The organism is Blastocatellia bacterium (assembly GCA_035573895.1).
In the GTDB taxonomy this organism is placed as follows: domain Bacteria; phylum Acidobacteriota; class Blastocatellia; order HR10; family HR10; genus DATLZR01.
Genome location: DATLZR010000105.1, coordinates 30,000 through 48,581, shown reverse-complemented (window position 1 = coordinate 48,581; position 18,582 = coordinate 30,000). Strand labels below are relative to the sequence as shown.

14 protein-coding genes are annotated in these 18,582 nt (G+C 59.3%); all 14 read right to left on the bottom strand.

Features of this window, described 5'->3' with window-relative positions; genetic code table 11:
* Nucleotides 1-5 precede the first annotated feature (5 nt).
* Nucleotides 6-1,100 carry an NAD-dependent epimerase/dehydratase family protein gene (locus VNM72_10175; GenBank protein HXF05766.1) on the bottom strand — a complete coding sequence of 365 codons (1,095 nt, stop codon included), beginning with the start codon at nt 1,098-1,100 and terminating at the stop codon, nt 6-8.
* A complete protein-coding gene (locus VNM72_10170; GenBank protein HXF05765.1) occupies nt 1,073-2,359 on the bottom strand; it encodes a glycosyltransferase family 4 protein in 1,287 nt (428 codons plus the stop codon). Before VNM72_10170 ends, VNM72_10175 begins: the two co-directional genes overlap by 28 nt.
* A gap of 3 nt (nt 2,360-2,362) precedes the next feature.
* Nucleotides 2,363-4,204, bottom strand: coding sequence for a carbamoyltransferase (locus tag VNM72_10165; GenBank protein ID HXF05764.1), 1,842 nt, complete (start codon nt 4,202-4,204; stop codon nt 2,363-2,365).
* Nucleotides 4,201-5,460 carry a glycosyltransferase gene (locus tag VNM72_10160; protein ID HXF05763.1) on the bottom strand — a complete coding sequence of 420 codons (1,260 nt, stop codon included), beginning with the start codon at nt 5,458-5,460 and terminating at the stop codon, nt 4,201-4,203. The genes VNM72_10165 and VNM72_10160 overlap by 4 nt, the downstream gene beginning before the upstream one ends.
* Nucleotides 5,457-6,584, bottom strand: a complete 1,128-nt coding sequence (locus VNM72_10155) for a glycosyltransferase family 4 protein (GenBank protein ID HXF05762.1) — start codon at nt 6,582-6,584, stop codon at nt 5,457-5,459. The genes VNM72_10160 and VNM72_10155 overlap by 4 nt, the downstream gene beginning before the upstream one ends.
* Nucleotides 6,585-6,598: 14 nt before the next feature.
* On the bottom strand, nt 6,599-8,272 hold the full coding sequence (locus tag VNM72_10150; GenBank protein HXF05761.1) for a hypothetical protein: 1,674 nt from the start codon (nt 8,270-8,272) through the stop codon (nt 6,599-6,601).
* 71 nt (nt 8,273-8,343) lie between these two features.
* The gene (locus VNM72_10145) at nt 8,344-9,456 is read right to left on the bottom strand and encodes a glycosyltransferase (GenBank protein HXF05760.1); all 1,113 of its coding nucleotides are present in this window, start codon (nt 9,454-9,456) and stop codon (nt 8,344-8,346) included.
* Nucleotides 9,457-9,460: 4 nt separating this feature from the next.
* Nucleotides 9,461-10,918: an oligosaccharide flippase family protein gene (locus VNM72_10140; protein HXF05759.1), complete on the bottom strand. Its 1,458-nt coding sequence runs from the start codon at nt 10,916-10,918 to the stop codon at nt 9,461-9,463.
* A gap of 82 nt (nt 10,919-11,000) precedes the next feature.
* Entirely contained in the window at nt 11,001-11,945 is a 945-nt protein-coding gene (locus VNM72_10135; protein HXF05758.1) for an SDR family oxidoreductase, read from the bottom strand.
* Between the two features lie 165 nt (nt 11,946-12,110).
* Nucleotides 12,111-12,602 carry a transcription termination/antitermination NusG family protein gene (locus VNM72_10130; protein ID HXF05757.1) on the bottom strand — a complete coding sequence of 164 codons (492 nt, stop codon included), beginning with the start codon at nt 12,600-12,602 and terminating at the stop codon, nt 12,111-12,113.
* A 42-nt stretch (nt 12,603-12,644) separates the two neighbouring features.
* Complete coding sequence (locus tag VNM72_10125; protein ID HXF05756.1) at nt 12,645-14,132, bottom strand: O-antigen ligase family protein; 1,488 nt, start codon at nt 14,130-14,132, stop codon at nt 12,645-12,647.
* Entirely contained in the window at nt 14,132-15,514 is a 1,383-nt protein-coding gene (locus VNM72_10120; GenBank protein HXF05755.1) for a tetratricopeptide repeat protein, read from the bottom strand. The genes VNM72_10125 and VNM72_10120 overlap by 1 nt, the downstream gene beginning before the upstream one ends.
* Before the next feature lie 27 nt (nt 15,515-15,541).
* The gene (locus VNM72_10115) at nt 15,542-16,300 is read right to left on the bottom strand and encodes a CpsB/CapC family capsule biosynthesis tyrosine phosphatase (GenBank protein ID HXF05754.1); all 759 of its coding nucleotides are present in this window, start codon (nt 16,298-16,300) and stop codon (nt 15,542-15,544) included.
* Nucleotides 16,297-18,582 (bottom strand): polysaccharide biosynthesis tyrosine autokinase, encoded by a 2,286-nt coding sequence (locus tag VNM72_10110; GenBank protein ID HXF05753.1) that lies wholly within the window; start codon nt 18,580-18,582, stop codon nt 16,297-16,299. The genes VNM72_10115 and VNM72_10110 overlap by 4 nt, the downstream gene beginning before the upstream one ends.

The following is an 18,582-nucleotide window of genomic DNA, read 5'->3' as shown; positions in this document are numbered from 1 at the left end:
TCGTTTCAACCCGTCGGATGAGACCACCGGTAGGGGGCAACCAATGGCTGGGGATTATTCCAGGAGAGTATCTCTCCCCCACTAGGCTTTCGGTCAAGAAGCAGGCGATCGAGCATTGCGCGCACTTGCTCACGATCCTTGGTGGCGTAGTACCACTCGATCGTTCGCCTCAGGCCTTCGCGGAAGCACACTTCAGGTTCCCACCCCAGCAGTTCCCTGGCCAGGTGATTATCGGCCACACGATTGAGGGGTCCTGTTGGCATTTCCGGTCGAAATCGAAGAGTGGCCCGATGCCCCGTGTACTCCAGCGTCAACAGAACAGCATCAATGACCCGGATGCGCTCCATCGTCCCAAGGTTGATTGCTGTCCCGTCATCAATGCGTTCGGCAGCCAGGATCGTTCCCCGGACGATGTCGTCCACGTAGGTCCAGTTCCGCACCTGGTTGCCGTCGCCCCACACCTCAAACGGGTCCTGGCCGATAAAGGCGCGCGCAATCATGGCCATGACGGCGTGATTCTCCACACCACGAGGCCCATAGACGGTGAAATATCGGCAGGAAACGGCCTTCAATCCATATTCCTGACAATAAGCCCGCAACGTCAGCTCACCCATGAGCTTGGCCCATCCGTACATGTTGTCGGCATCGTAGGGGCTCGAGACCAGATCTTCGCTCAGATAAAGAACCTCGTTCGGATCGCTCTGCATGTAATTGGGATAAACGCAACCCGACGAAGCGTAGACCACTTTCTCGACCCGCGCTCGCAGAGCTTCCCAGAAAACGAGGCCATCGAGCAGGAGATTCGAGGCGGGTCCCGCCTGCCGGAGCTCTACATAGCCTCGTCCGCCATGATCCGCCGCCAGATGAAAGACCGTGTCCATATCCCGGACAGCCAACCGAGCAACTCCCGGTTCACGAAGATCAGCGTGAATGAACTCGATTCGTCCGGTACGGATGTGATGATGGAGATTCTCGATCTTTCCGCTGGAGAGATCATCAACCACGCGAACGCAGGCTCCCCTGTCAATCAGCGCGTCAACCAGATGGGAGCCAATGAAGGATGCACCTCCGGTCACGAGAACATTCCGTTGATACCACATGGTGTTACCTCCTGTGCATGAGATGTCGCCCGTGCGATCTGTTCGATCAGGAAAACAAAGCGCTCCAGATGATGATCCAGGATGAATTGGGGGGCGATGACTCGGGCGCAACGAGCCATCTCGTCCACCCGCTCTGGATGATGAAGAAGATCACGAATCACGGCAGCAAGGGAAGAAGGATCCTCGGGATCAACCACAATCCCACAGCCGGATTGCTCGACGATCCGGGCAATGTCGCTTGTTCGGGGCACAACAGCCAGCACGGGTCGCCCGGCGGCCACAATCCCATAGAACTTGCTCGGCACGACCAATCCATCCAACCCTCGCCGCATCGTCACGAGATGGATATCACCAGCGGCCAGAACATACGGGACCTCCTCGACAGGCCGAAAAGGAAAGAATCGAATTCGCGGACATCCTCCCGCGAGCGTCAGAATCCTCTCTCTCGCTGCTCCTTCTCCGACGAAGACCACCCCTAAGTTTTCATCCTCAAGGAGCTTGACCGCTTTCACCACCGTCTCCCAGGCCCCATAATGGCCGAGATTCCCCGCATGAAGGACAACGAAAGGGAAATTGGCACGAAGTTCGCGCACTATCGGATGATCCGGCGGCGGGGAGAGCGTCGAAACCTCCGCCCCATCCCGCACAACTGCGATCTTGTCGGCAGTCACACCCTTTGAGAGAACGCGCCGCCGCATATCCTCGCCGAGGACGATGACGCACGCCGCCTCCTTCAGTATCCACCGATGGAGCCGCTCCCACAACGTCACCCACCAGGCGGGGGTGATTAATCCGCTGGCCAGCGCCATATCAGGGTGGAGATCGCGGATATTGTACACAAAGGGACATCTGCGAAACCTGGCGACCAGAGCGGCTACAAGACCGATGATCGGCGGATCAGTCATGGCAATAATGACATCCGCCTTCACCCAAAGGGCTCGCAGGAAGGCCAGCACGAGATACGACAGATAGTTCGCCAGCCGATTTCTCATGCGATAACGCGAGCATGCTGTTGACCCCACGCGAAGAACGGTCACCGACCCCAGGTGCTCTCGCCGCCAGAGATAAAGTCCATGGCGGTCCGTGGGATTGTAGGAGGGTCGGCCGGCAATCACGGTCACCCGATGCCGCCGGGCCAGGTGCTGTACAATCCGCGCAGCCATCATCGCCGTCGCCGCCGTATCCGGGGGGAAGTATTGATTCAGCACGAGAATCCGCAGCGGCCTCGGCTCAAGCTGATTCAGTTCAGGCTTTGGCATTCGCTATCTCTCTCCCTGAACCGCACGGTTTCGTGATTCTTCGCAAAGGGGAAGGTCCCCGCGACTTCGTTGCGCAAACTCTTTCGCCTGGGAGTCTTCGAAGACCGGAGGGTCGCCGTCCCTCTTCACGACGAAATAGTCACCGATGGCCAATCCATCCATTCGGGTGCGAAGGAAACAAGCGATTGCCTCATCTGGCGTGCAGACGATGGGCTCGTTCTCATTAAACGACGTGTTGACGACCAGGGGGACTCCGGTCAGCCGCTCGAAATAGTGAATGACCTGCCAGAAGAACGGGTTCGCCTCACGGGTGACCGTTTGCACGCGTCCGGTTCCATCAACGTGCGTGGGAGCGGGAATCTCCGCGCGCTTTTCGGGTCTCACTTTGTAAGCCATCAGCATGAAGGGCGAGGGATGGGTCTGCTCGAAATAGCGGCCGAGCGCTTCTTGCAGGATGGACGGGGCGAACGGGCGGAACGGCTCTCGGTGCTTGACGCGCCGGTTCAAGATCTCTTTCATCTCCGCGCGGCGAGGATCAGCGAGGATGCTTCGATTGCCGAGAGCCCGAGGACCGAATTCCATCCGGCCCTGGAACAGTCCGATGATCTGGCCCCGCGCCACACGTTCGGCAACCGTCCGGGCGAGTTCGTCTCGCTTCAGGCGACGATAACTCACACCGGCTCGGTCAAGCACCTGGCGAATGGATTCATCGCTGAAAGCAGGTCCCCAGTAGGCGTGGTCCATGCTGAATCGGCGCGGCTGACCCAGAATCTGATGCCAGACATAGAAGGCCGCTCCAATGCTCGTCCCGGCGTCATTGGCGGCGGGCTGGATGTAAACGCGCTCGAAGGGCGTCTCGGCCAGAATCTTTCCATTGACCACGCAGTTGAGGGCGACGCCCCCGGCCAGACAAAGGTCCTTCAGGCCCGTTCGCTCGTGCAATCGCCTCAGAAGATTCAGGATCACTTCCTCCAAAACGCCCTGAAGTGAAGCGGCGAGATGAGCGTGACGGTCCTCCACCGGATCTCCCGGCAGGCGGGGCGGGCCGAACCGCCGGGCCCAGGCGTCGGAGTAAATCGAGTCGACTGTGGGCGCACCATCGTCCCACGTCATGCTAATCCCCTCTCGGTGATGAACGAAGTAAGAGAGATTGAGCCTGAATCCCAATCCTCGACCATCGCGCACAATTTGACGGAACTCGTCGAGGTACATCGGCTCGCCATAGGCTGACAGTCCCATGACTTTGTACTCGTCGCCGTACCGGGGAAAGCCCAGATATTGCGTGACCGCCGTGTACAGCACGCCGAGGGAGTGAGGAAATGTCACGTACCCATCAATGCGGAGCGTTCGATCGCGTCCGACGCCCCACATCGTACTGACGAAATCACCGAATCCGTCGAGCGACAGCAGAGCGGCCTGATCGAATCCGGAGACGAAGAACGAACTGGCTAGATGAGCGCGGTGATGCTCCACCAGATGGACCTCCGCTCGAATCTCACGCGGTGACAGATCCAGCGTCAGTGCCAGCTCTTGTTTCACGTCACGCACACGGGCGGCATTGGCCAATCGGTTCTTCAGAAACCGATGATCGGGCTGATGCGCCAGCGCGTAAAGAATCTTCCGATAGAGATGGGCACTCGGTCGTCGAGAGATGGCGATATGGGCGATCTCCTGTGCTCGAATTCCTGCAGCATTCAGGCAGTACCGGATGGCCTGGCGAGGGAAGCCCGCCGCATGTTTGATCCGGCTGAAGCGTTCCTCCTCCGCCGCTGCGATCAATTGGCCATCGGCTACAAGCGCTGCCGAAGCATCTCCATGATAGGCATTGATCCCCAGGACAATCATGGTGCTTCCCCCTGCAGGATCATCTGAGCGATATTTTCCCCTCGAGCTGAAGGGGCAGCAGATGATTCCGCACTCCGCCGATACGTCGCGGACCGATCGTCGCGAACAATGCCCTCGTAGAGATCCTCCAGAAGAGTAATCGGTTCCTCCCAGGAGAGTTCTTCTCGCAGGTGCCGTGCGCGGCAGGCCATCTCTCGCCGTTCGTCATCGCGGGTGAGGAGATGTCGGAGAGCCTCGGTGAGCGCGGCTCGTTCGACGGGGATCACCAGTCCGGCTCGACCCGACACCAACGGGGCGATGCCGCAGCGCTCGGAGATGATCACCGGAGTTCCACAGGCGATGGCTTCCGCCACTGCATTGCCGAAGTTCTCACTTTCCGACACCAGAACAAAAACATGCGCATCCACATATGCGGCCAGCCGCTCCGTCCCCACCAGAGGCCCCACGAGCACCACTGATCCGTTGAGCCGCCGGCGCTCGATTGCTTCCAGGACGTCCTCGCGACTGCCATCGCCATCGTCCGGACCGACGATGGCGAGAATCGTCCCGTGCATTCCCAGATCGGCGAAGGCATCAACGAGAAGAGGAACGTTTTTCTTTCGGCTGATGCGTCCGAGATACAGGACGAGGCGGTCGGTCGCTCTCAGGCCCAGCCGACGCCGAAACGCGCCGGGTTCCGGCAACTTCTCGAACTCCGAGAGATCAAGGCCGTTGCGCCGGACGACGAGCTGATCGGGCAAAACACCCCAGGCGAGCGCTTCCTGCCGTTCCTGTTCCGAGGTAACGATCACCCGTCGCGCCCCCGCCACCAAGCGCCGTCCAAAGAGGCGGTCGTAGACTTTCTTCTTCCGCAGGCTCCGACAGATAGGCCGGAGCATGCCCATCGGCTCGATCACATAAGGTACTCCGGCACGACGAGCGAAACTGCAAACAAGCGTCGAGAGAAAATCCCGATACCCGTAGACATGGATGAGGTCGAATTCCCTCACCCGATCGAGATAGTCGCAGAGATCAGGTTGAAGTCCATCCCAGCGATAGCGTAGGACCGTGTGAAAATAAATCACGCGCACACCGTCAACCTCATCCTCAACGGTGTGACCGAATAGTGTGCGATGGCGATCAAGAATATCGGAACTGAAGACCGTCACGTCATGACCGCGTCGCGCAAGCAGCCGTGCAATGTCATAGCTTGTGAGCGCCAGGCCGCCGCACGTCACGGCAGGGTAAAAGACCCGGACGACTTTCAAAATCCTCATGCGCCGCTGCCTTCCGCGAAAAGGACGGTAAACAAGTCGGCCACCTGTTGCCGGAAGCGATCAAAGGTGAACTCGCGCTGAGCCCGCGCCCGCGCCTGTTCGCCCAGACGCTGACGAAGGTCATCGTTTGTGAGGAGTGTGAGAATGGCCTGCGCGATCTCATCCACGCTCTGAGGATCGACCAAAAGCCCGGTCACGCCGTCGAGAACGGCCTCAGTCGCGCCGCCTCCGCGTCCGGCAATCGCCGGACGGCCGAAGGCCGCTGCCTCAATATAGGCGATGCCGAATCCTTCGCCGACCATCTTTTCGCAATCGGTGAGGCTCGGCATGATAAAGACATCACATGCCCGATAGTAGGCCGGGAGCAGGTTATCCTCCACCGCACCGGTAAAAACCACAATGTCCCCGAGGCCGAACTCGGCAGCGCGTCTTTCCAGATACGTCCGATCATTGCCGGTGCCGACGACCAGATAAACGCAGGGGGGGAGGTGCCGTCGAATCTTCGCCAGGGCACGGAAGACCTGTTCATGGCCTTTGTAGCGACTCTGACTGTCAAGCCGGCTCACCGTCAGGAGCACGCGCTTGCCTGCGAGCCGGTGGCGCGCGACGACGTCCTCCTCCGTAACCGGAGAGGCAATCAGCTCAGGGTCCAGCGCTGCCGGAATAATCCAAACTTTCTCCACTTCCACCCCGCGTCGCTCGCAAAGAAAGCGGGCTGTGTACTGGCTCACGGAAACAAGCATCGCTGCCTGTTCCCATTGGCAGCGAGAGACGGGACGCCACACGTCATCGCCATGGGTGAGCACAACGTAAGGCACCTTCATCATCCTCTTCAACGCGATCGCGACGGGAGCCAACCCGATGTGATTGCAGACGATCGCCTGTGGTCTCCAGCGAATGGCCTCGTGCAGGCTTTGAAAACTGAACGCCATCTTATCCAGGAGTGTTGGCGTCGTCGCGCACCCATTCCTCGGTGACCGGGCGAGGAGCGAAACCGACCGAACTGCATCGGTTCCGTAGATCTCCCTCAGGCAGCGAATCAAATGACGGGTATATCGCTGAATGCCACCGCAGGTGTTGAGTTCGCTGGTCAACACGAGACAGCGCCGTTTGCCATTCGTCATACCGAAACCAGAAATCAGTTCCCTGCACCGAGAGGTCGTCGCACTTCACCGGCATCGTGGCACGATTTGGCTTGCCCGATCAGTGCGGGCAAGCGGAATAACAACCCGCAGAGAAACCAGTGATAGGCATTGGTGACGTAGTTTTGATAAACCTGCATGCCCAGGAAAAAGTAGGGGAAGAGGAAGCAAAAGATGAAGATCGAAAGCGAGATCCCGAGCCAGTGGAACCGCGATCCCCGAAGCAAGCGCGTCGTTTGCACGCCAGCGATCACAAGCCGTGTCGTCCACCACAACCAGACGGCCAGTCCGAGGAGTCCAGCTTCCCAGATCACCGACGCATAGCCACCCTCAATGGCGTAGGGGTAGATCTGATCCGCGTACATGTAATCGAGGTCGTAAACGTACTGCAAGCCGAGCGACGCCGTCCCCGTCCCATGACCGACGACTCCCGATTGTCGCACAGCCTTGAGGATGTCCTGCCAGTAGACATAGGGACGCCAGGTCAGCTCCGTTTCGCGCGCCAGTGGCGAGAGCGTTTCGAGGCAGAACCGATAAACGGCCACGAGATGATCCCAACGAATGAGACTGTAGCAACCGATCACACCCATGGCGCAGATTGCTGTCTTCGCCAGGGGAAAACGACTGCTTTTGCCGCGATTGACCCAGGAGCGGAGCCTTTCCAACCAGGCAATCACCACGATCACAACAAACGATAGGCCGAGGAGAACGATGACGGCCCGTTGCGCGCTAACAAAAAGGCCCGCCACGATGAGACCGAAGCAAACCCAGACGAAGATGCCGCCACGGAAAAAAGTGTGGTAGGCCGATTGCCTCACCTTCGTCCATCGAGGCCAGCGTGGGGGACGAGGCATTTCCCAGGGGAATCGCCTCTGACCCTCGGGCCAGCGGTTCTCCGACCAGGCATCCGCACCCGCTGAATTGCGCCCGGTATCACACCGATGCCAGTAACAGATCGCCCCCAGACCCAAATAGAAGAGCACAAACAGGTACTGAGAGAACCGTCCGGCATCCACAAAGACCGAGTTCGGGCGAGGAATCAACAACTGACTTTCGGGGGTCACGCGAATGAGTTCCAGGCGTAAGCCAGGGACAAATCCGCCCGGATTGAGGAACCCAAGTCCAACAAGCGACTGCGCAAGGCCCAGCAGCGCGACCACTCCTCCCGCGACGAGCGACAGCAAAAGGAATCGGCGGACTCGCGCATCCGAGTCAAAATAAACATAGCCGAGGACCAGAAGCGGGAGGTAGAAGAAATTCATCCGCAACCCGACAAGGGGAACCAGCGGGTGATCAATCTCCGTGTTGAAACAATTCACGATGGCCACGCCCAGGCACACCAGCAGGGGAACCTCGACGGGATTCTGCCATCCTCCTGTGCTCGCCGACCTTCTCCGCCATAGAAGAAAGCTGGCATAGGTCATGACGATGAGCAGGTCCTTAGCGGCATAGAGGATGATCTGGTTGCCCATGTATTTTCGTATGAGGTCTTCTACCACGATCCAGAGAAAGAATGCCGTGATCCCCCGTCGCCAGTCACGGAGAATCTGCAACCCAACCACCAGAGTAACGATAAAGACGCCGCCGATGAGTATCCAGCGCCAGTTGGCCATAGTGAGCAACGACGCCAGGCCGTATCCTATCGAGAGCGCCAGGGCTATGGCGCTCACGGAGGATCTCATCTGAAAACTGTGCTGGAGATGAGCGATACGCTGCATGGCGACACTCTCGAATGTGCACCTTATGCTATGCTGATCGGATTCCCGACCGGATCACCTCCGTTTGGTCGAGTGGCCTCCCGGCACAGGCGCGATCTTTGCTCCTTTCGGTAGTCCAGATAGGCTCTCAGGCCCGCGATCTTGCCCCGATAGGCCAGCGGGACATGTCGCCAGTGGGATACTCGCCGCCGCAGTATCGTCTCGCCAAGAGCCGTCACCAGGCCCCAGGAACCCCGCTCGCCCCGAAGGAAAAAATAGACGAGAAAGGCGAGCTTTCTCCACAGATGCAGATGCTTCATCATCACGTAGGTGTGGTTGTGGCTGTAGGAGTAGATTTTTCGCGCGACATCCTCCCGCGACTCGACGTCAGGCGGACGGGGTACTTCATGGTGGCGAACTCGCGCGAGTGGGTCGAAGAGAACCTGATACCCTTTCCCGATCACCTGGAAGGCCAGGTCAACCTCATAGGCGACGGCACTGCCGATCAACCGCATCTCCACCTCGAGGCAATCGAGCACGGTTCGTCGAAACGCTACATTGCCTCCCATGAAACTCTGCACCGGGCGCACGTCGGTGAAAGAGGGAGATCGGTACATGTTGCCGATATGCCTGCCGTACCAGGAAATGTACCCGACCACGGTGGCTGGCGGCAGTTCGCCTGATCCTCCCCCGATGAAGTTGGGTGTTGGTCCTCCCACAGCCCCCACCGACGGGTCAAGGAAATGACGGCTTATCCTTTCGACCCAGTCCGGTTCTGCCTCAGCATCGTCATCAATGACCAGAACCAGGTCAATGTCGCCTCTTCCGGCAACTGCTGCGAAACCTCGTTTGATGGCGGCAAGGGGTCCCGGCTGCGTGACGGGAACCATTGTTACGCACACTGTTGCCGATCCTACCTGAAACCTTCGCACGACTTCGTGAGACTCCCGATCAGTATCGCGCACAATCACAATCACTTCCCTGGGGGGCCTCGTTTGCTCCATCAGTGATTGCAAACAGCGGGACAGATACTCCGGTCGCCGATATGTCGGAACCAGAACGGCGATAGCAAACGACGGAGCCGCTCCGGAAGGATACAGGTCGCGCCATCCCACATCAGGAGCACCATCGGATGGTCCCCAACGATCGTCCTTCATAGCTTCATAGCTCTCCTACCACGAAGCGCTGCCGTAACCCTGCCGCATGCCTGACGGCGCTCGCCGAGATCTCCGGGATGGTGAGGACAATGACCACCAGGTAAACAGCAAGTCCGCTCAGGCCGATGACTGCGAGCGAGATCACTCCGGTGACATAGCTGCTCATCACCTCGAGGAAAAGGCTGGTGATGAGAGCAGCCACAGTGGGTTTAGTCACGGCTTTCACAATACCGGGACAGCTTATCTTTTGAAGGGCGCGGATCATCCATACGACGGCCACCCAAACTGTCGCCGCCGCACCTATAGCGACTCCGATTCCGCCAAACATGAGAATGAGTGGCGTGGAAACGAGTACTTCGAGCAACGTCCAGATGGAGAGGATTCGGGCTCCCAGAGGAAAATGTCCATTCCCGTTAAGCGCCGCAACAAAAAGCGTAGCCAGACTGGCCCCAATCATGCGCATACCAAAGAGAACGACCGCCGGCAGGGCCGGCAACCATTTATCACCGAAGATCACCGAGATCATCGGTCGCCGCAGACCGATCAGCAGAATACTGAGCGGGAGGATCACCAGCGTCAGAGTGAGCGTCATCTTCTCGATCAAGACCGATTGCTGTTGCCGTTCCTGACACAGACGCGCCGTCGCACTATAGCCCACGCGCGCCCAGGCATGAGCGAAGACATTCGTCAGACCATACGTCAGCGTTCGCGCCCAGGCCACATATCCCACCGGAATCGGGCCGAACAGCACCCCTGCCATCAACAGCGGCGCGTTGTCCCGAACGAGAGGCAAAATACCGCCCAGTTGATAGGAGATCCCCGATGACAAGGACTCGCGGAGAAATCGCCCCTCAAGCGCCACACCTATCGGCCACCGGGAGAGCGTCACGGCGACGAGCGCCCGGGTGAGACTCGATGCCACGTTTCCCCCGATCAAGCTCCACACGCCCGCTCCCGTCACGGCCAAGCTAATGGACGTCCCGGCATAACTGATTCCTCCAAGCAGATGAATGACTCCCACCGCCGAATAGTTCAACCTCCGTTCCAAGACGACACCGGAAACCGATTCGAACGGTGTCGCCAGGAGAATGAGGCTGAGTACGGGGAGCGCCGGACCGATTCCCTCATCAAGCCGGTAGAAATGGCGCACCGTCGGGCCAAGCATCACAAGGCCGCACGTCAGAGCGAGGGCCAGGACCATTTGAACCGTGAACACAGTTCGCAGCTCTCGCCGACACGGCTCTTCGGGTCGCTGAATCAGTGTTCCCGCTAACCCGAAATCGGTAAAGAAGTAGGCCGCCAAAACGACGATGTTGAGCAGGGCGTAAATTCCGACGTCGCCGGGCTCGAGCAACCTGGCCAGTACGATGTTCGTTCCCAGGGTAAGGGCCAGCACGGCTCCCTGTGTCGCCGTCAGGGCTACGACGCCTTTCATCGTCTTTTCCGTGATCTTCTTCGGCATGAAGATAATCAAGTGGTGTCGGCGTATGCCTCGCCCCTGCGAATCGAACAGAACGCTTTCATTTCGTTTGATACTCACCCCATTACCTGGGGCCGAGCGCAACACGAATAGACTCGACCGTTCTCCTCAATCCCTCACGGAAGGAAATCGTCGGGCGATAGCCCAGCCGTTCGGCCGCTTTGGTCAAGTCGGCCTGCGTGTGACGGACATCGCCGGCTCTCGCCGGTGTGTGATAGGCCGCCAAAGGTGTGCCGAGAATTTCTTCGAGATGCGCCTTGATCTCCAGTACCGAATAGCGTTCGCCTCCGCCGACATTGAAAACCTCGCCGGCAATCCCCGGCGTTGTGGCGGCCAGAAGATTCGCCTCCACCACATTGTCAATGTAAGTGAAATCCCTCGATTGCAGCCCATCGCCATGAATCTCCAGGGGAGCGCCCGTGAGAGCCGCCATGACGAATCGAGGAATCACCGCTGCGTACTCCGATGTGGGGTCCTGTCGAGGGCCGAAAACGTTGAAGTAGCGCAGGCACACGGTCTCCACCTGATAGAGCGACGTGAACACCGCGCAGTAAAACTCTCCGGCAACCTTTGAGGCTGCATAGGGAGAAATGGGTTGAGGCATCTGACTCTCCCGAAGCGGAAGCTCTGCCGCCGATCCGTAGACCGAAGAGGACGAGGCGAAAACCACACGACGCACGCCCGCATCCCGCGCCGCCAGAAGAAGCGTGAGAGTGCCCGTCACATTGACATCGTGCGTGGCGAAAGGATCGGCCACCGACCGAGGCACAGACCGCAAGGCAGCTTGATGCAACACGTATTCCACACCGGTGACCGCCCGGCGCACGACGGCGCGATCGCGGAGATCGCCGAGGATGAATTCGATGGCATCCATCACATCAGCGAGATTTTCTCGTCGTCCCTCCGAGAGATTGTCGAGGACTCTGACCCGGTGGCCCTCGCCGACGAGGCGATGAACAAGATGCGAGCCGATGAACCCGGCTCCACCCGTCACGAGAAAGAAAGCCATCTTCTTCGTTCCCCCTCAAGGCAGGCTGCCGCCCATCAGGTGCGCCACCTGCCCCCAACGATATTCCTTCCGGTTTTCATCAGCGCGACGCGCTGGAAAAGAGGCCGGGAGTCAGATCGAGGAGCCGGAAGGTGAGCCTTCGGCTTCTGACTCCTGGCCTCTAGCTCATAATTTCCTCAAACACGACTTCTCGACGATGACGCGAGCGTGATATTCAATGGCCGCGAGCAGGATCATGACGCGCTGCCGATCGCTCATCTCCCGCTCGAAAATACCCGTCAGGCCGCTGAGCGGACCACTCTCGATACGCACGCGGTCCCCCGGGCGAAACTGCGGTTCGATGCGAACGTACCCTTCGCACATCCGCGCGGCAATCAGCTCAATGATCTCATCCGCTACGGGAACGGGCTCACCGCCCGATCGGACGACATCGCGGACGCCGTGCGCATACCGGACGAGCCGGAGCGAGACGGCAGGATCGAATCGGGAGAAAATGTAGCCAGGGAACAATGGTCCCACGTGTGACCGTCGCTTCCCAGCGAGGTAACGGACCTTCTCCAGTTTGGGATTGAAGGTAACGAGGCCCCAACGCTGGAGATTTCTTTCCACGACGTCCTCCTGTCGGGGCTTCGTGTGAATGGCGTACCAGGACATCATGTTTGTTCCTCGTGTGCAAACGCCGGCCACTGACCGGCGACATCATAAGTCCGCGTGCGATACCTCCTGACGGGCGAGCGCTGCCGGGTGGTTTGGGGCGCTCGCGCTCAGAGAGGGGCGCGAGACCGCGCTCATCCTCTCGATCACAAGCAGTACAGCCATCGCGCTCAAAAAGGCCAAGGCATTGGCCATAACGTGAAGCGGAACATCTACGAGGCTGTGGATTGCGAGTGCCCCGCAGCCAACAGCAGCAGCGAAGGCCGGAGGCCGAAGTTCGGCATCCGCCTGTCGCAGTGCACGACGACCTATCCGAACGCCGGACAGGAGAAAGAGAAGGCTCATCAGTCCTCCCACCACACCCGTTTCGCTCACCACATGAAGGAATTCGTTATGGGCATGGGCGGTCAATTGAAGGCCATTCCCCGCGTCGTAACGAGGATAGGCCACGTCGAAGGCGCCCAGCCCAACTCCTAAAAGAGGTTGATCGGCAATCATCGTCAGTGTCGTGCTCCAGATCGTCAGTCGGGTCGTCGGCGACCCCGGACTGAAGACCAGAGTCTCCTCGGTAAACCGGCGAAGAATCCGCTCAAAGGCCCCTTCGGTGGTAAGCCAGACGACACCGGCAACGCCCAGCGCCAGCCCAAGGCCTATCACGAGCCAGCGGACTCGCTTCCTTCCACTAAGGACAATGAGGACGAGTACCTCGAGCACAATCAACACAACACCGGCCCGCGAAGCCGAAAGCACGACCGCTACGCTCATCAGGAGCACGGCGACGCCGACGATCGGCCAGAAGTCGCGGCGGCGAGGCGAAGCCGCCAGAAAGGCAACAGCGAACGGCATCACCAGCTCGATGAACGCAGCAAAATGCGCACGATTGGCAAACGGACCGAAAGCGAGCGATTCCCCGTCGAAACGCCAGAGAAGCGCCTTTTCCGGTGCAACGCGATTCATGAGAGCGACGACCGAGATGGCGCAGCCGCTAATGATGAGAACCCACATGAGAGCCCTGACCTGTCGTCGCGTTCGCATAACTGCCGTCACCAGGAGGAAGTAGGCGAAGAGCACGATCAGCCGCCATACGATCTCGCCCGTCGCTTGAGGATTCATCGTGATCCACTTCCAGGATGCACTCCCCACGCCGAGCAGATCGGTCTCCGTCCCGATCGAGCGAATGGCCATGGGGAGCGGCAACCCCTGAACCACGCCGAGGATCACAAAGGCACCAAACAGCGTATGAATCGGCGACCATAGCAGACGAATCGCTCCTTCCAGAGCACTCTTCACCGACCAAAGCAGGCCGAGTGCTGCCAGTCCAACCGTGAGCCATCCGAGAACGTAGGGACTCTGCCCGCCGTAAAGCCAGGGTGCACTGCAGACCATGAGCGTGAGACCCCAGAAGATGAAGGACTCCAATGCCTGAACAACCCCAACAGAAGGATGCCTCTGGTCCCTCTGGCTCCCGAGCCGAGAGGTCCTGGTCACGTCAAGAGCAACGAGACGATCCTCCTCAACAATGGCCGTAGGCATCACCGCACGTCACCTCGCTGGTCGAGACGACTCCCTTCACCGGAGAGATCATCGCAGGCAGAATGGGCGCTGGAGACGGGCTCCACCGTGAATTCGTCGAACCACACGCTGCCTGAGATGTAATCATACAATGGCCCTATCGGTCGCCGCACAATTCGCACAGTGATGAGGTCATCGGTCGCCGGGGTCTCAAAAGGAAGACAAACCTCCGCCCAGTTGGCCGATGGGCCGAGCGGGCGAGAACGCGTCAGGAGAGACAGTGCACCGTCGCCGAATCCTCTGGCGATCTCGACGAGAAGGCCTGTCGGTGCCACCATCTCTTTTGTCCTGTAACGGAACCGAAGACGATAGGCCGTCGCCGGTGATAGAGCGAGAGAGTGGGACACCCCAGCAAAGGTCACCTGCTCCCGGGCAAGAAATGTCAGTTTGAGCGCCCGTCGTCCCGCCGATGCTCCTGACTCGACGATGTCGGTTTTCACGTCCGATGTGCTCCGGACGCACCAGTCAAACCCGGGTTCAGACGTGACGGGAGCAAGACCGTACTCGAATCCGCCATTCCAGAACCGCTCGTCGCCGTCGCTCACGGCATACCCCTTTCGCTTCATCCCGTCATGCCAGACGCGAGCTGCGCGCCCGAACTGCTTTTGGCGCATTAGCTCCGCGACGAGCGATCGGGTCAGTCTCTCCATCCCTGACGCATCCCACGTGAGATTTTCCCAGAGCCGGAGCGCCTCATCGGTCTCTCCGCGAGCGATGAGATACCCGGTGATGATTTCCCGCGCCTCGGGAGAGCGAAGGCGGAGGGCAGCCTGTACGAGATCATGCGGGGCCGCGGAACTTGATTGCCAGATCATGTCGGAGAAAATTTCGGCAGCCGGCGGATTTGCTTCCACCGCCTGCTCAAACGCCGCGAGAGCGCGCGCATTTGCCCCTTGCCGGAGGAGGAAATTGGCGTAGAGCCATCGCGGGAGAAAGTACCGAGGTGCTCGCTCAAGGGCTTTGCGATACGCCCGCTCGGCAGCTTCCCCTTGTCCGGCGGTTTCTAACGCTTGACCAAGCAACATCCACGACTGGAAATCGAATGGATTTCCCCGTGCGGCTCGGCGAAAATGATCCACCGCCCGGAGAGGCTCCAGAGTCAGGGGGTCGTAGAGGGAGAGCAATCCCAACCGCCGATGAACAAGAGGATGATCGGGAACGTACTCCAGGGCTGCGGTGAGATTGGCCCCGTCCAGTGCCGAGGAGAGCTGGACTACACGGTGCCCCGCCCGAACCCACAGCAGGGTCGCACCCGCCGCAACCAGCGCAACCACGACCAGACCGACCCTCACCTCAGGCCGGTCCAGACGCAGGTAGACATCACGCACATCGGATTCAGCCATTCCAACACTCACACGAACACGCGCAGTTCACGCGAACGAGCGCAGGAACGATCTCGCTTGAGTTACCTCGAACGTAAACGCAATTTCACCGTCATCAATGACAGCCTGTGGGTTATCTCGAAAGAGTGCACGAGCCACATCTGTCCCGAAGATCTTTTCAACCTCTGCGACAGCCTGATCGAGTTTCGCCGGTCGAAACCTCACACCATGTGCGTCGGAGGCAATGATGTGGACGAGTCCCCGTTCAATCCAGCCGAGGACAGTTTTTTTAATCCGGCGACCGTAGTCCCCGACAATGCTGGGGGCATCGCTCTGAGTATAGCAGCCGAGGCGAATCAACTCCGCCAGTCGTTCGGGTCGTTCCCTGAACTGCCGATTGCGTTCCGGGTGGGCGATGAGGGGAACGACTCCGCGACTGGTCAGCTCGAACACGAGATGTTCGATCCCATGCGGGACAAAATCGTGAGGAAATTCGACGAGCAAATAGCGACTCCCGTTGAGGAAGAGATCGCGCCGGTGGAGCAGGCGTTTCACTTCCGGGACGAACCGCACTTCAGCTCCGGGACAAATGCGAAGGCGCCCACCGAATTCCTGCTGAAGCGCTTCTCGGAGGGCCGCCAGCTTCTCCTCCGGGCATTCCGGGAACTGTAGATGAAGATGGTGCGGCGTTGCGATCACCGTCGTCACGCCCTGGGCAATGAGCTGCTCGCCCAGGGCGAGCGCTTCGTCGCACGCCTTCGGCCCATCATCAACCCCGGGCAAGATGTGACAATGCACGTCAATCATGACTGGCTCGTCGGTCCCTCCGGTCCGTCGTCACCGTCAGAGAGAGCCCGCGTCTCATCGCTCTCGCCGTAGTAGGAGCGGTAGTAGTAATAGTAGTAGCCGTCCTGGTTCGCATCAATTCGATTGAGCACGACGCCGAAAATCTTGGCGTTGACGTCTTCGAGCGCCTGGGTCGCTCGTCGAACGAGATCGCGCGGTGTGTCACCCGATCGAATGACGAGGATCACGCCATCAACGAGCGCCGACAATATGAGGGCATCGGGCGTGGACACGGGAGGCGAATCGAGGATGACGAAGTCATAGCGCTCGCTCAGGTGTTTGAGGAGGTCGCGCATTTTGGTTGAGCCCAACAGCTCCGAAGGATTAGGCGGAATGGCTCCCGAGGGGATGACGGAGAGATTGGCTACGGTCTCTCCCACGATGATCGTGTCCAGCTCGACCGGACGTGTCAGATAGGCCGATAAGCCGGGATGATTCTTCACCCGAAGGGCTTTATGGAGACCCGGCTTGCGCAGATCACCGTCAACGAGCAGAACGCGGGCTCCTGTTTGCGCCAGCGACAGCGCCGTATTGATGGCCGTCGTCGTCTTGCCCTCGCCCGGACTCGATGAGGTAAACAGGATCGTTCGAGGAGGACGCTCGGCATGCGACAATAAAACTGACGTGCGCAGGCTTCGAAATGCCTCAGCGAAACTCGATCGCTGGCGGTCAGTGATAAGAATCGGCCGATCGGCCGTTCTCGACCGGGCTACCCGAGGCAGCGCCAGCAACCCGCGCTTTTCCAGCGTCTCCAGCGCCGGAACAACACCGAGAACCGGTAGACCGAGCAAACGATCCACCTCCTCAGCGGATTTGATCGTGTTGTCCAGGTACTCGATGAACAGCGCCAGGCCGATTCCAACAACCAGTCCGATGAGCAGGCTCAATCCAATATTGAAGAGCTTGCGCGGGCGAGCGGGAAACATGGGGATCTCGGCCTTGTCGAGGATTTGAATGTTCGTCGTCGTCAATCGGGACAACAGCTTCACATCGTTGAGCTTCTCCAGCAATCCTTCGTAAAGCTGCGCCGTGGCGGCCACTTCCCGCTGTTTGAGGCTCAACTGGATGGCCCGCTCGTTCTGCTTCAACGTCTCGGCCCGCTGCTCTTCGAGGGCCCGGCGCAGGTCGCGTTCGCGCCGGACGGCGGCTTTATATTCGGCCTCGATGTTTCCCAGGATCCGCCGCTTGGCCTGCGCCAACTGCTGCTCCAGTTCGGTGATTTGCTCACGCACGCGCTGGACTTTGGGATGGGTGGGTTGATACTCGACATTCAACTGAGCCAGTTCCTGCCTGAGTTCAGCCAGCCGGCTGTTGAGACTTTGAACAGTCGGATCGGCCACAATCGGCGGGAGCGAATCAACCGCCCCTTCCCGACTCAACCGATAAAGGGTCTCAGCGCGAATGCGTTCGGTCTCCGCTTCGACGAGTCGCCGATTGAGGTCTGCCAGGCGCTCGACGGTGATCGTCTGATTTTCGTTTAACTGGATGATTTCGTTCTCCCGGCTGTATTTGACGAGCTCTTCCTGGGCCTGTTCGATTCGGCTCCGCAGGTCAGTGATCTGCTCGTTAAGCCATTCGCTGGCGCTACGCGTGGATTCCGAACGCGATTCGAGCGTGTACTTGATGTACTGATTAAACAGCTCATTGACGGCCTGTGCCGCTAGCGCAGGATCGTGCGCACTGTAGGTGACGGAGACGACCCGGGTATTCCGCACAAGCTGGACATCGAGATTGGCCAGAAACCGATTGATCATCTCCGTTCGTCGCTGCTCGGGGTCAGGGAGTCGGCTGACGATGTCGGCAAAATCGGGGTGGGTCTCCAGGTGCAGCTCCTCGATGACGCGACGGGCCAGCTCCCGGCTTCGCAAGACGTTCTGCTGCGTCTCCAGGTACTGGAGATCGTTGGTGTACACTTCGGGCGACGTTTCCTTCTCGCGCGTCAGTCGCAGCGGCGTTTGCTGGTTGATGATGATCCGTCCACTCGATTCGTAGATCGAAGGCATCCGATACATGCGAATGGTCACCACGGTCACGATGATGAAGACGACACCGAGCACGATCCACCGACGCTTCTTGATGATCCGCCAGTAATCGAGCAAATGAACATCTCGCTCTCCCCACTCGCTTGACCGGGAGGAGAAGGTACTGGCCGGGTAAAATTTCACCACGTTCCCCGGTGGCACCGCCGGAGGCTCCGATGAGGGCGTGGCAGGCAAATAGGGTCTGTCGTCAGAATCAGGCAC